This is a genomic window from Microvirga sp. 2TAF3 (genome assembly GCF_052114965.1).
In the GTDB taxonomy this organism is placed as follows: Bacteria; Pseudomonadota; Alphaproteobacteria; order Rhizobiales; family Beijerinckiaceae; genus Microvirga.
In genome coordinates this window covers 39,383-52,599 of sequence record NZ_JBFRFT010000020.1, presented here as the reverse complement: position 1 = coordinate 52,599, position 13,217 = coordinate 39,383, and the positions used below count along the sequence as shown (strand labels likewise).

Annotated in this window: 11 protein-coding genes; 3 read left to right on the top strand and 8 right to left on the bottom strand. The window is 63.2% G+C overall.

Annotated features, from left to right (window positions below; translation table 11 throughout):
* Positions 1-65: 65 nt before the first annotated feature.
* Entirely contained in the window at positions 66-1,457 is a 1,392-nt protein-coding gene (locus AB4Y97_RS17795; protein ID WP_442000384.1) for a glutamine synthetase family protein, read from the bottom strand.
* A 420-nt stretch (positions 1,458-1,877) separates the two neighbouring features.
* The gene (locus tag AB4Y97_RS17790) at positions 1,878-2,666 is read right to left on the bottom strand and encodes an N-formylglutamate amidohydrolase (protein WP_442000383.1); all 789 of its coding nucleotides are present in this window, start codon (positions 2,664-2,666) and stop codon (positions 1,878-1,880) included.
* Between the two features lie 140 nt (positions 2,667-2,806).
* Between AB4Y97_RS17790 and AB4Y97_RS17785 the strand changes: the two genes are divergently transcribed.
* Entirely contained in the window at positions 2,807-3,673 is an 867-nt protein-coding gene (locus AB4Y97_RS17785) for a MurR/RpiR family transcriptional regulator (RefSeq protein WP_442000382.1), read from the top strand.
* Between the two features lie 10 nt (positions 3,674-3,683).
* Here AB4Y97_RS17785 and AB4Y97_RS17780 read toward each other — a convergent pair whose 3' ends face one another.
* The 5 genes from AB4Y97_RS17780 to AB4Y97_RS17760 all read right to left on the bottom strand — a co-directional run bounded on the left by AB4Y97_RS17780 (position 3,684) and on the right by AB4Y97_RS17760 (position 7,671).
* On the bottom strand, positions 3,684-4,769 hold the full coding sequence (locus AB4Y97_RS17780; protein WP_442000381.1) for an AbrB family transcriptional regulator: 1,086 nt from the start codon (positions 4,767-4,769) through the stop codon (positions 3,684-3,686).
* 65 nt (positions 4,770-4,834) lie between these two features.
* Positions 4,835-6,037 carry a pyridoxal phosphate-dependent aminotransferase gene (locus AB4Y97_RS17775; protein ID WP_442000380.1) on the bottom strand — a complete coding sequence of 401 codons (1,203 nt, stop codon included), beginning with the start codon at positions 6,035-6,037 and terminating at the stop codon, positions 4,835-4,837.
* A 170-nt stretch (positions 6,038-6,207) separates the two neighbouring features.
* Entirely contained in the window at positions 6,208-6,642 is a 435-nt protein-coding gene (gene mscL, locus AB4Y97_RS17770) for a large conductance mechanosensitive channel protein MscL (protein WP_442000379.1), read from the bottom strand.
* A 56-nt stretch (positions 6,643-6,698) separates the two neighbouring features.
* Positions 6,699-7,226: a VOC family protein gene (locus tag AB4Y97_RS17765; protein WP_442000378.1), complete on the bottom strand. Its 528-nt coding sequence runs from the start codon at positions 7,224-7,226 to the stop codon at positions 6,699-6,701.
* A gap of 10 nt (positions 7,227-7,236) precedes the next feature.
* Complete coding sequence (locus AB4Y97_RS17760) at positions 7,237-7,671, bottom strand: DoxX family protein (protein ID WP_442000377.1); 435 nt, start codon at positions 7,669-7,671, stop codon at positions 7,237-7,239.
* A gap of 103 nt (positions 7,672-7,774) precedes the next feature.
* Between AB4Y97_RS17760 and AB4Y97_RS17755 the strand changes: the two genes are divergently transcribed.
* Positions 7,775-8,689 carry a LysR family transcriptional regulator gene (locus tag AB4Y97_RS17755; protein ID WP_442000376.1) on the top strand — a complete coding sequence of 305 codons (915 nt, stop codon included), beginning with the start codon at positions 7,775-7,777 and terminating at the stop codon, positions 8,687-8,689.
* Between the two features lie 256 nt (positions 8,690-8,945).
* Complete coding sequence (locus AB4Y97_RS17750; protein WP_442000375.1) at positions 8,946-12,452, top strand: PAS domain-containing hybrid sensor histidine kinase/response regulator; 3,507 nt, start codon at positions 8,946-8,948, stop codon at positions 12,450-12,452.
* A 133-nt stretch (positions 12,453-12,585) separates the two neighbouring features.
* Here the strand turns inward: AB4Y97_RS17750 and AB4Y97_RS17745 are convergent, their stop codons facing one another.
* Positions 12,586-13,209, bottom strand: coding sequence for a 2-hydroxychromene-2-carboxylate isomerase (locus AB4Y97_RS17745; protein ID WP_442000374.1), 624 nt, complete (start codon positions 13,207-13,209; stop codon positions 12,586-12,588).
* Positions 13,210-13,217: the final 8 nt, after the last annotated feature.

The following is a 13,217-nucleotide window of genomic DNA, read 5'->3' as shown; positions in this document are numbered from 1 at the left end:
TTTCTTCTCCTGAAGTAGCGCAAAGAAGGGCGGGGAGGCAGATCGCCGCCCCTCGAATCCAGTCGTTAGATGATTTCGAAATAACGGGCGAGCTGCCAGTCGGTGATCGCTTTGCGGGCCTCTCGTTCCTCCCATTCGCGCGTTGCCGCATAATGGTCAACAAAGGTGTCCCCGAAAAGCTGGCGCGCGGGCTTCGACGCCTTGAGGCGTTCCGCCGCTTCGCCGAGCGAGCGCGGCAGCGCCCGCTTTTTGGGATGCTTCACCGCATAGGCGTTGCCCTGGATCGGCTCACCGGGATCGATCTTGTTCTCGATACCCCAGAGACCGGAGCCGATGGCGGCAGCGAGCGCGATGTAAGGATTGATGTCCGCCGCCGCGACCCGGTACTCAACGCGCTGCGACTTTTCCGAACCCGGAATGACACGAAGCGCCGTAGTGCGGTTTTCCACACCCCAGGCGGAATCGGTCGGAGCCCAATAGCCCGGAATCAGGCGGGTATAGCTATTGACCGTGCAGGCGACCATAGCGAGGAACTCGGGCATCAGTTGCTGCTGACCGCCGACGAACCAGCGCATGGTATCCGACATGTTGTGCGGTTTCTTTGGATCGTAGAACGCGCCCTTGCCGGTCTTGGTGTCCTTCAGCGAAGCATGCAGATGGCCAGACTGGCCGGGCCAATCGCGCGACCATTTCGCCATGAAAGTCGCCATCAGACCGCGGCGCTGGGCTAGGATCTTGGTGTAGGTTTTGAACAGGGCGGCCTTGTCGGCGGCCTTCAACGCATCGTCGACGCGGATCGCCGCTTCGAGAACGCCGGGGCCGGTCTCGGTGTGCAGGCCTTCGATCTCGAAATCCATCTTCGTGCCGAGATCGAGAAGGTCGTGATAGAATTCCGAATGTACGCCGGAACGCAGCACGGAATAGCCGAAGAAACCCGGCGTGAGATTTTTCAGGTCGCGATAGTTCTTCTCGCGCACGGAATGCGGAGTTTCCTCGAACACGAAGAACTCGAACTCCGCTGCTGCCGAGACCGCAAAGCCCATGTCTTCCGCCTTCTTCAGCACGCGGCGCAGCACGCCGCGCGGGCAGGCTGCTTCCGCATAGCCATCGAACTCGGCGAGGAAGAACGGCAGGTCGTTCTCGAAGGGGATCAGCCGCATCGTCTCAGGCAGGATGCGCGCGGTCGCGTCGGGATAGGCAGTGTGCCAGCCGGTCAACGTCGTGTTGTCATAGAGCTGGTCGTTCGAATCCCAGCCGAGCACGACATCGCACATGCCAAAGCCGTTCTGGAGTGCGGATTCGAACTTGTCGCGCGCCATGTATTTGCCGCGCATGATGCCGTCGACATCGACGATGCCGATCTTCACGAAGGGCAGATCACGGCTGCGCACATAAGCCGCGGCATCGGCTGCCGTCTTGATCTTGGGAGTGTCCATACGGAGTGTGGGGGCGTTCATGCCGAAAACCTAACGGAAATGAAGAAGGGAGGAAGCGCACGAATGCGCTCCCCGAACGGTCAATGGGTCTTGTATTCGCTCTCGCCCTTGGTGAGGGCGAACTCCTCCTCGGGGGGGAGAATGAGCTTATGGCGACGATGATCATGCACACCATCGCGCCCACATTTCCGAACGGGCTCTTGTATGGCCGGAAATAACGGCGCCGACGCCATGCGCCCAGAGCGACCACGCCCGTGCGTAGCGCTTGAGCTTGCGCGCCTCGAAATAACTGTCATCCACTTTAGTGCAGGTAATGCCGGCAGCGCCTTGCGCTCCGGCGGAAGCTCGCGCCCCATACCTCCTTGTCCGACCGACATCGACTTATTCCTCCAAGAATAGTCTGCCCTCTGAGCCACGGCACACCACGCGCCATGGCTGTCGTCACAGCGTCTGCGCCCCCTCCCTCAAGAGAGGCGCAAGGCGAGTAGACCACGACGCCTGTCCGTCTTCCGTGCGGATCAGGTCGTTGCGGATTTCGATCATGAGGGGCACGAGGCCGCGCCGCACCGCATGGCGGTCGAGGGTATGGAACACACGATCCGCCGGAGAATAGGGTTCGTTCATGCCGATTGTAAGCGCCGGATCGCGCCTGAGGCCAGCCTCGACGCTGCACGCGTAACGCGCGTCCTCATCGAAAATGAGACCGATCTCCCAAGGACGCTGAACGCCCTTGTAGACCGGCGTGAAGGAATGGATCGAGACGATTGCCGCGATCTGCCCCGCTGCCTTGCGCGCCTCGGCGAATTCATCGGTTGCACTGTGGAACGGTTCGTACACCTCAGCGACGCGCCGGGTGCGCTCGGCAGGGGTGAGATCGAGATTCCCTGGAACCGTCGTGCGTTCGCTCAACATGGTGACCGAGTCCGGCGCTGACGGGTCGCGGTTGAGGTCGAGCACCAGACGCGACACCGTCGCGTGAATCAGCGGCGCGTCGAGCAGACGGGACAATCCCCGGGCGACACCTAGCGCGCCAGGGTCCCAGGCGATGTGGCTCTCGAGATCAACAGGCCCCAGACCAAGCGTGCCGTAACGAGGGGGGATATGCCTGGAAGCATGCTCGCAAATCAGCAGAATAGGCGAACGCCCCTGAGCGTTCTCAATGCAGGCGACCGGCTTGCCAGCCTGCATAGCAGACGCTGGATCGGCGCCCATACGACTCGCATGCGTCATGCGGCCCTCCATTCGCCTGCCGAAAAGCAGGCCTGTCCTGAGTTTGAACGCCTGGTACGTTCATTCTTGTTTTTATAATTCTGAAATTTTTGGTACAGCTTTGGAGAATCGTCAAGGAGCGACTTGTGGATAGGTCGGGCGTGAGCAACGAAAGTACAATTCATTCAGCCCCACCGAGTCTGGCGGAACGCGTCCGCCACGAAATGGAATCCTTCACGCCGAGCGAGAAGCGTGCGGCTCATGTCCTCTTGAGCCACTATCCCTTCGCGGGGCTCGACACGGTGGCGGAATTTGCCGCCCGCGCAGGCATTTCGGCACCTTCCGCCCTGCGGTTCGTCACGCGCCTGGGTTTTGGAGGCTTTCCCGAATTTCAGAAGCACCTGCGGGAGGAGCTGGAGGCTCAGCTTCTTTCTCCTCTCGCCAAGGCCGGCCCTTCGGAGATAGGCCAGGGCGCCCCGGCCCTTGCCGCGTTTGCCGACGCGGTGATCGGCAACCTGAAGGCCACGGTCGAGAACATCGCGCCTACCGAATTCGATGCGGTTGTCGCTCTGCTGAGCGATCCGCGGCGGCATATTCATTTCACGGGCGGGCGCTTCACGGGTGCACTGGCGCGCTATGCCGAGAGCCATTTCCGGATCGTGCGCAGCCATGTGGATTTCATCGAGGGGCAGCCCGCTCTCTGGCGCGACCGGGTGATCGAGATCGGCCGAAAGGACGTGCTCGTCGCCTTCGATATCCGGCGCTATCAGGAAGACGTGACCGCTCTTTGCGAGACGGCGGCGAAGCAGGGCGCGACGGTGGTGCTTCTCACCGACCCCTGGCTCTCGCCCATCGCCCGGGTTGCGCGCCATGTCCTGCCCGCCCACATTACCGTGCCTTCGAACTGGGACTCGTCGGCGGGCCTCCTGCTCCTGGCGGAGGCTCTCGTTGCGGCGGTGACGAAGCGGCTGTGGGAGACGGCGAAACCCCGCATGGAAGCGGTCGAGCGGCTGCGGAGCGGGAAGTAGGCGGCCGGGCTCAGCTTACCTTCGGCGGATCGCCCCGTTGCAGCCATGCCACCACAAAGGGCACGACGAGGCCGATGCCGAGAAACCGGACGAGGTGGTGGGTGCCCACGTAAAGCGGGTCGAGCCCGAGGATCAGGGCCAGGATCGTCATCGCCTCAAGCCCGCCTGGCGCAAAGGCGATGAGGCCGTTGGCGAAGCTGACTCCGGCAAGCCAAGCGGCGAGAGCGGCGAAGCAGACAGCGATCAGCATCCCGATGGCGAAGGACCCGAGCGCGGCCATGAACGATTCCCGCAAGGTCGATCGTCTCAGGTCGCGGAACCGCTCGGCGATGAACATACCGATGAGGATGAGGCCGCCCGTGGTGATAACCGGCGGGATGATGCCGGTGACATAATCCGTGCCATGGCTCACCGTGCTCACCAGTGTCGCGCCGAGCAGGATCGGCGCCGCCACCCTGAGCCGATTGAAGACGATACCGACGGCAAGGCCACCGAGCAGGATGAAGGCCATGCCGCCAGGGCTCTCGACCGGCGATCCCTGGCCCATGAGTGTGCCTGCATCTCCACCTCCGCCGCTGAACACCACCGCGCTCGGCAGCAGCGCGATCAGCACGAAAAGCCGTAAGTTCTGCACGATGGCGATGGGAGCCACCGCCGCGTTCCGGTCGACCGCGATGGCAAGCACGGTCGACAGGGCACCGGGTACGGAGGCCAGAATCGCATCGTCCCTGCGCCAACCGGAGACGCGGGTGAGCCAGAAGGCGGAAGATCCGGAGATGGCGATCACGGCGATCACCAGCAGGATAAGGCTCGACGGGTATTGAGCCATGGAGGAGATCGCGGCCGGCGTCACCGCCGCTCCCATGGAGGCGCCGGAGATCAGCATCGCTGCATCCGCCAAGGCGCGCGGCATGGGCAGCGCCTTCCCGGTGAGCCCCCAAAGCACGATGGCAAGGGCGGAACCGGACAGCCATGCCGCAGGCACCCCGAGAACATTCAGGACGAGCCCACCGAGACAGGCGATCAGAATCTGGATGATATGAGCGAAGACGAGGCGCATGACAGGAAAACGGGCCGAACGGACAGGCCGTCTCACTCAATGAACGCCATGAGCGTCCAGGTCAAATGTCCAGGGCGCAGGCAGGCCATGCGCCCACGCACTTATCCCGAGATCTTCGGCAGAGCCGCATTGATGCGGCAAACCGCCTCTTCCAGGTCCGACGCCTTGCGGGCATAGCAGAGGCGCAGATAGCCCTCGCCCGCTTCGCCGAAGGCCGAACCGGGCGCGAGGCCCACATTCGCCTCCTCGATGAGCCGGATGGCGATTTCCTGGGATGACGTCCCGCCCTTGACCTTAAAGAACGCATAGAAGGCGCCGCTCGGCGGCGGCAGATCGACGAGCCCCGTCTCTGTCAGACGTCCGACGATCTCGCGGCCGGTCCTGGCGCGCTCGATCTGGTGCGCGACGAAGTCCTCGCCTTGCTCCAGCGCCGCGATGCCGGCGCGTTGAACGAAGACCGGCGTCCCGGAACTCTGATACTGGATCAGGTTCTCGATGGTCTGGCCGAGGGCCGGCGGCGCTTCGAGCCAGCCGAGGCGCCAACCGGTCATGGCCCAGTTCTTGGAGAAGGTCTGAACGAAGATGATCCTGTCGTCGGGCGTCATCACGTCCCGGAAGGAGGGCGCGCGGCCATTCACCGTCAGGGCCGGATCGTAGATGAAACGGCCATAGATTTCGTCGGCGACGATCCAGAGCCCATGCCGGCGCGCAAATTCGAGAATGGCGCGCAGGTCGGCGGGAGTTGCGGTCCAGCCGGTGGGATTGGCGGGGGAATTGATAAGGATGGCGCGGGTGTGCGGCGTCACCGCTTTCTCGAAGCCTTCGAGATCGAGATTCCAGCCGTTCTGGCCGAAGATCATCGGCACGCCGACGGGGCGGGCCCCCGCCACCGTGATGGCGCCGGCGAAATTGGGCCATGCCGGTGTCGGGATCAGCACGTCGTCGCCGGTGCCGGCCACCATGCGGACCGCGATCTGCATGGCGGGCATCCCTCCGGAGGTGACGAAGAAGCGCTCCGGATCCACAGGCTGGCCATAGACCCGCTCATGATAGCGGGACAGCGCCTGGCGCAACTCCGGTATGCCGCGCTGATAGGTGTAGAAGGTCTCGCCTGCCGCGAGCGAACGGGTCGCCGCGTCGCAGATGAAGGACGGCGTCGGCAGATCGCCCTCTCCGACCCAGAGCGGGATGAGCCCCTCGCGGTTGCGTCCGTAATTGAAGACATCGACGATCCCGCTCGTCGGGGCCCGCTCCGCCTCCGGGCGGAGATTGAAAAGCGACGGGACGGAAACGGACGCGTTCATAGGCAAGGTCTCTCTTTGATGAGACGCAATCTCTTTCGCAAAACCGGCATCCACTTTTGCGGAGAATGCTATCGACAGGTGAACAGGCATGGCGCGTTCGCCGGTCGAAGGCAAGCCTCAAGCCCAATCCATGACAAGAAGCGAAAGGTACGATCGAATCCGGTGATGGATCACATGGTCCGTCTGTCCTTCAGGAGATCGCGGATCTCGCCCAGGAGCTTTACGTCTGCAGGAATCTCAGGAGCCTTCTTAGCTGCTTCGGCCTTGGCATCCGCTGCACGCTGCATCTGGTTGATCCCCTTCACGACCAGGAACAGAACGCACGCGATGATGAAGAAGTTGATGGCGACGGTGATGAAGTTGCCCCAGGCCAGGACTGCGCCCTGTGTCTTAGCCTCGGCGAGAGATTGCGCCGTGACGTTACCGGAGAGCGGAATGAAATGGCTCGAGAAATCGAGCCCGCCGGAGATGGCACCGATGATCGGCATGAAGATGTCGCCGACGAGCGACTCGACGATCTTTCCGAAAGCCGCGCCGATGATGACGCCGATGGCCAGATCGACCACGTTGCCGCGCAAGGCGAATTGCTTGAATTCCTGCCACATGGTCCGAGACCTCCAGCATCGACGATAAGCTTAAGCTGGAGGTCCCGGAAATTTCGTCAAGCCTCGCGGCTTGCCAATAGGTCCTTCAGGTCGAGACGTCGGGTGAACATCTGGAGTTGTCCGTCCGGCGTTTTCGGCCACTGCTCCTCGGGACGGTCCCAGTAGAGCTCGACGCCGTTGCCGTCGGGATCGCTCAGGTAGAGCGCCTCGCTCACCCCGTGATCGCTCGCGCCCTCAAGCGGTATGCCCGCCTCGAGGAGCCTGGAGAGCGCATCGGCGAGCGCGGCCCTTGTCGGGTAGAGGATCGCCAGATGATAGAGGCCTGTCGTGCCGGGAGGCGGCGGCGAGCCGCCTTGGCTTTCCCAGGTATTGAGGCCGATATGGTGGTGATAGCCTCCGGCCGAGATGAAGGCGGCCTGGGTACCGTAGCGCTGCATAAGCTCGAAGCCGAGCACGTCGCGATAGAAAGCGAGCGCGCGGTCGAGATCGGCCACTTTCAGATGGACGTGCCCGATCTTGGTCCCGGGATGGATGGGCCGCGCCGGGGCGCCGGCGGCACCGGAGGTTTTTGTGGATGAGGTCATGGTTGTCCCATTACGCCGAGCGAGCTGAGAACGTGTTCGAAGCCTTCGTCGATCCGGTCTTGAGCGCATAGGCGCCATCGCCGATGAGGGCCTGAGCCAGAAGGCCGGCGATCCAGAACGCCAGGAATTCCCAACCGCCCTTTGGGTTGGTGAAGAAGAAGCCGGCCGGTCCGTGCACGGTAAAGATCGCGCCGAGGAGGATCGGAATCAAGGCGAGTGCTGCAATGCGCGCATAGAAACCGAGGATCAGCGCAACGCCGCCTGCGACTTCGACGAGGATGATCAGATAGGCGAGCGCCGGCGGTAGGCCGAGGCTGCCGAAGAACTGCGCCGTGCCGGCGGGGGTGAAGACGAAGATCTTCAATCCGGCATGGGCGAGAAAGAGAATGCCGAGCGCAATGCGCAGGACAAGGGCGGCATAGGGGGCGGTGCGGGTATCGATCATGGAGATCTCCTGGAAACTGATCCATTCCATATGATCTCAAACTCATGATACGATAATAGTCGTCCCAGGATATCAGATCACACTATGGGAGTGAGATCAGCCGATGCTCGACCGGGTTACCAGCATGCAGGTCTTCCTCCGCGTCGCGACGCTCGGCAGCTTCTCCGCCGCAGCCCGTGCGCTTGGCCTCTCGCAGACCATGGTGACGAAACACATCGCCGCCCTCGAGAACCGGCTTGGCATCAAGCTGCTGCACCGCTCCACCCGCAAGCTGGTCCTGACCGAGGGAGGGCGCAATTATCTCGCTGCCGTGGAACGCATCCTCACCGAGATCGAGGAAGCGGAGGCCTCCGCCAGCCTGGACCGGATCGAGCCGCGGGGGACCCTGCGCCTCAACGTCCCCCTTACCTTCGGCTTTCGCGAGATCGCTCCGGCGCTCGCCGAATTCAGCCGCCTCTACCCCTCCGTGACGGTCGATCTCGGGCTCGCCGACCGCTATGTGGACCTGATCGAGGAGGGGTGGGATCTGGCGATCCGGATCGGCAGGCTCAAGGATTCGAGCCTCATTGCCCGCAAGCTCGCGCCCTGCCGTATCCTCGTCTGCGCTGCCCCGGCCTATCTCGAGGCTCATGGAACGCCGCAGACGCTCGAGGATCTCCGCCACCACAACTGTCTCGGCTATACTCTTTCCAGCACTACCAGCGCCGACCGCTGGACCTTCGGAAAGGATGCGGACATCTTCGTGCCGGTGAAGGGCAATCTGCGCGCCAATAACGGCGACGCCCTCCTCGCCGCGGCGATTGCCGGCCAGGGCCTGATCTGTCAGCCCACCTTCCTCGTCGGCGACAGCCTGCGCAACGGCGATCTCGTGCGCGTGCTGCCCGACTATCCCACCTACGAGCTCGGCGTCCACGCCGTCCTGCCCTCGGGCCGCCAAGTCCCTGCCAAGGCCCGCGCCTTCATAGAATTCCTCGCCGACCGTTTCGCCCCGGAGCCGCATTGGGACAGGGAACTGTAAGGCAGCTTCGGAAGGCGGGCCCTGATTCATAGGGTGGCTTGCCGCGTGTCCTTCCCGGCCGGAGCGCTGCGGAGGGGAGGAAACCAACGATCTTCGGCGGTTCCCCTGGATCCCCTTCCCAGCCCTGCGGATCGCCGGGATGACAAAGGAAGCAGCCCCGGAATAACGGTTGCAGGGGTCGCAGCCATGAGGAGGGAAGGTGGCAATCCTTTATCTGAAAGGTTAAACCTGCTTCTGGCTCTCGCGAGGATCTGACATGGTCGCCAGTTGGGCGGTTGTTCTATCGGCCCTGGTTTATCTCTGCCTTCTGTTCACGGTCGCCCATTGGGGCGACAATTCGGGGCGACGCCTTATCCAAGGGCCGGCGCGCTCCACCATCGCCGCCCTGTCGCTGGCCGTTTACTGCACCTCCTGGACGTTTTTCGGATCCGTGGGGCTCGCCAGCCGTTCGGGTTTCGATTTTCTCACCATCTATATCGGGCCGATCCTCGTCATCGGACTAGGGCATATGCTCATTGCCCGGGTCGTCAGGATCGCGAAGACGCAGAACATCTCCTCCATCGCCGACTTCGTGGCCGCCCGCTATGGCAAGAGCGAGCGGGTCGCGGCCATCGTCAGCCTGATAGCGCTCATCGGTTCGATCCCCTACATCGCCCTGCAATTGAAGGCGGTCTCGTCCTCTCTCGATGTGTTTCTTACGGCGAGCGGCGCCACCTCGCACCAGATCCCGATCTTCGGCGATCTCGCGCTCGTGGTCGCCCTGGTCCTCGCGGGTTTCGCCGTCGCCTTCGGCACGCGACACACGGATGCGACCGAGCACCAGGACGGGCTCATGATGGCGATCTCGCTGGAGTCCGTCGTCAAGCTCGCCGCTTTTCTCGTCGTCGGCGGCTATATCACCTTCGTGATGTTCGACGGATACGACAACATCGTCGCGCGGCTGAACGAACAGGGCATCAGTACCAGCCTTCTCGGACGGACCTCAGGCTTCGGCAGCTATATCACTCTCATCCTGATCTCGAGCTGCGCGGCCCTGCTCCTGCCGCGCCAATTCCACATGACCGTGGTCGAGAACCGGGCCATCGAAGATGTGAAACGGGCCGCCTGGCTGTTTCCGGTCTATCTTATAGCCATCAATATCTTCGTCATTCCCATTGCGCTGGGAGGCCTTGCCGTCTTCCCTGAAGGGACAATCGACCGGGATATGACCGTCCTGGCCCTGCCCTTGTTCGACAATGCTGGCAAGATTGCGATCATCGCCTTCCTTGGCGGGTTTTCGGCGGCGACCGCGATGGTGATCGTCGATTCAGTCGCGGTCGCGGTCATGATCTCGAACCATCTCGTCATGCCCATCGTGCTGCGTCGGCGCGCCTTTGCCGGCATCGACCTCGGCGGTCTCGTGCTCGGCATCCGCCGCATTTCGATCGTCGTGGTGATCCTTCTCGCCTATGTCTATTATCGGGCTTCCGGAGAGGCCGCGCTGGCGGCCATTGGCTTGCTATCCTTCGCCGCCATCGCGCAGATCGCTCCAGCTTTTCTGGGCGGTCTCATCTGGTCGCGCGGAACGGCGCTGGGCGCCAGCGTCGGGCTCGCCGTCGGCTTCGTCACCTGGGCCTATACCCTGCTGCTGCCGAGCCTCGTCTGGGATGGGGTGTTCTGGTCCGATGTCGTCGTCACGGGCCCCTTCGGCATCGTCGCGCTCAAGCCCACGGCGCTCTTCGGGGTCGATCTGCCTCAGCTCACCCACGGCGTGGTCTGGAGCCTGACCCTCAACATCCTCACCTATATCGGCTTCTCGCTGTGGCGGCCGGTGACGGCGTTGGAGCGGATCCAGGCCAATATCTTCGTCGGCGAAACCGACAATTCCACCGCGCCGAGCTTCCGGCTGTTCAGGCCGAGCGTGACGGTGGACGAGTTGCGCGCGACGGTGGCGCGCTATCTCGGCGACGAGCGCACGAGCCGGTCATTCGAGGGCTTCGCCCATAGCCGCGGCCAGAATCTCGAGTTGCGCGCGGAGGCCGACATCCATCTCCTGCGCTATGCGGAGTATCTGCTTGCCTCGGCCATCGGCACCGCCTCTTCGCGCCTTGCCCTTTCCCTGCTCCTTCGCCGTCGCACGGTTTCGACGAAGGCGGCCTTGAAGCTTCTCGACGATGCCTCGGCGGCGATCCAGCATAGCCGCGATCTTCTCCAGCACGCGATCAACTATGCGAGACAGGGCATTACGGTGCTCGACCGCGACCTGCGGCTGCTCGCCTGGAACCAGGCCTTCGTCGATCTTTACGATCTGCCGCCGAACCTCGTCCGCGTCGGCGTCGGCATGGACAGCATCATCCGGTTCAATGCGGAGCGTGGCTCCTACGGACCGGGGCTTCTCGAAGCGCTGGTCGAGGCCCGCATCCATTCCTTCCTGCACGATCTGGAGCCTGTGCGCCTCAAGCTCCATCCCTCCGGCAAGGTCATCGAGATCCGTTCCAACCAACTCCCCGACGGCGGCCTCGTGACCACCTACACGGACGTGACCGACACGGTGGCTGCGGAGGAGGAAAGCCGCCGTGCCAACGAGACGCTCGAACAGCGCGTCCGCGAGCGCACGGAGGAGCTGACCCGGCTCAACGCGGCCCTCACCAGCGCGAAGGCGGAGGCCGACGAGGCGAATATTTCCAAGACCCGCTTCCTTGCCGCGGCATCCCACGACATTCTGCAGCCCCTCAACGCAGCCCGCCTCTATGCCACCTCCCTGGTCGAACGCGACCGGGAAGCGGGAGACGTAACACTCGCCGAGAACATCGATGCCTCCCTCGACGCGGTGGAGGAGATCCTCACGGCGCTCCTCGACATCTCGCGCCTCGATACGGGCGCCATGAAGCCGCAATGGTCGAGCTTCCGCATAGACGAACTGTTCCGGCAATTGCAGCGTGAATTCGACCCCGTCGCACGCGGCAAGGGGCTGACACTCACGTTCGCGCCATCGTCGCTTACGGTGCGCTCGGACCGCCGCCTCCTGCGCCGACTGCTGCAGAACCTGATCTCCAACGCCATCAAATATACGACCACCGGGCGGGTGCTGGTCGGCGGTCGCCGCCGCGGCAGTCACCTGATTCTGGAGGTCTGGGATACGGGGCTGGGTATTCCCCCGTCGAAGCAGCGGATCGTGTTCCGGGAGTTCCAACGCCTGGATCAAGGTGCGAAGGTTGCGCGGGGACTAGGCCTCGGCCTGTCTATCGTCGAACGCCTGGGCCGCGTTCTCAGTCATCCCGTCGCGCTGAAATCTGAAGCCGGCCGCGGCTCCGTGTTCCGGGTCGATGTTCCCGTCGTCGCGGCTCTTCCCGCATCCGAGGCGGCACCGGAAGAACCCAAGGTGCCCGTCACGGCATTGTCGGGGTTGTGCGTGCTCGTCGTCGACAATGAGCCCGCGATCCTGGAAGGGATGCGCCTGCTGCTCCGCGGCTGGGGCTGCGAAGTCTGGACCGCGTCCGGTCTGGAGAGCGCGCAAGCCGTCATCAAGGCGCAGAAGGCAAGCCCGGATGTGATCATCGCCGACTATCACCTCGACGAGGGGGACGGCCTCGATCTCATCAAGACTCTGCGCTGGAAAACCCAGGTCGACACCCCCGCCATCCTCGCTACTGCCGACCGCACGCCTACGGTGCGCGATGCGGCCACCGCCATGCACGTGCATGTGCTCAACAAGCCTGTGAAACCGGCCGCTCTGCGCGCCCTCCTTACCCAGTGGCGCGCGACCCGGGTGGCGGCGGAATAGGCTCTATCTTTTGGAAAGACGCATGTTTCTCACGGTAAAATCGGCGTCCACTCTTGGGATCGATCCGCTGCTCTCTCGTTGGATGAGCGCATCGTTCCATGCGGAAAACCGGTCCATTTTTCCGCACGATGCGCTAGACGACAGGAATGTAAGCTGGCCGCCCGCTCGTGAGCGCATCGTCGAGCAATTCGAGCCGGTCCTGGCCCCAGAAAACCTCGCCGCCGAGCACATAGGCGGGTGAACCGAAGATATCTCCCGCGACGGCATTCTCGAGGTTGAGAGCGTAGATCGCTTCCGTGGTGCTGCTGTTAGCGAGATCCATCAGGGACGAGGAATCGAAACCTGCGGCCTCGGCGATCTCGGCCAGCACGGCCGGATTGCCCAAATCCTGCTCCCTCTCCCACAAAGCGGAAAAGGCACGGCGCAGGAGAGTGTCCGGATCCTTGCCGGAGACAGCGGCGGCAATGACGAAACGGTCGGCAAGGTTAACCTCGAAGGGCCAATATTGTGGCTTGATATTGAAGGACAGGCCGCGCTTCTCGCGCCAGCGCTGCAATTCCACCAGCCGATAGCGCTGCCGTGCCGGATGTCGCTGGGCGAGCGGCAGGCCGCCGGTCTCGGCGAAGACCCGGCCCAGGAAGACGGGCTTGTAATTGACCTCGATCCCGTGACGCCGGGCGATCTCCATGAACGGTGCATGGCCGATATAGGCCCAGGGACTCATGAGCGAGAAATAATAATCGATGGTGCGTGGCATGGGATCGC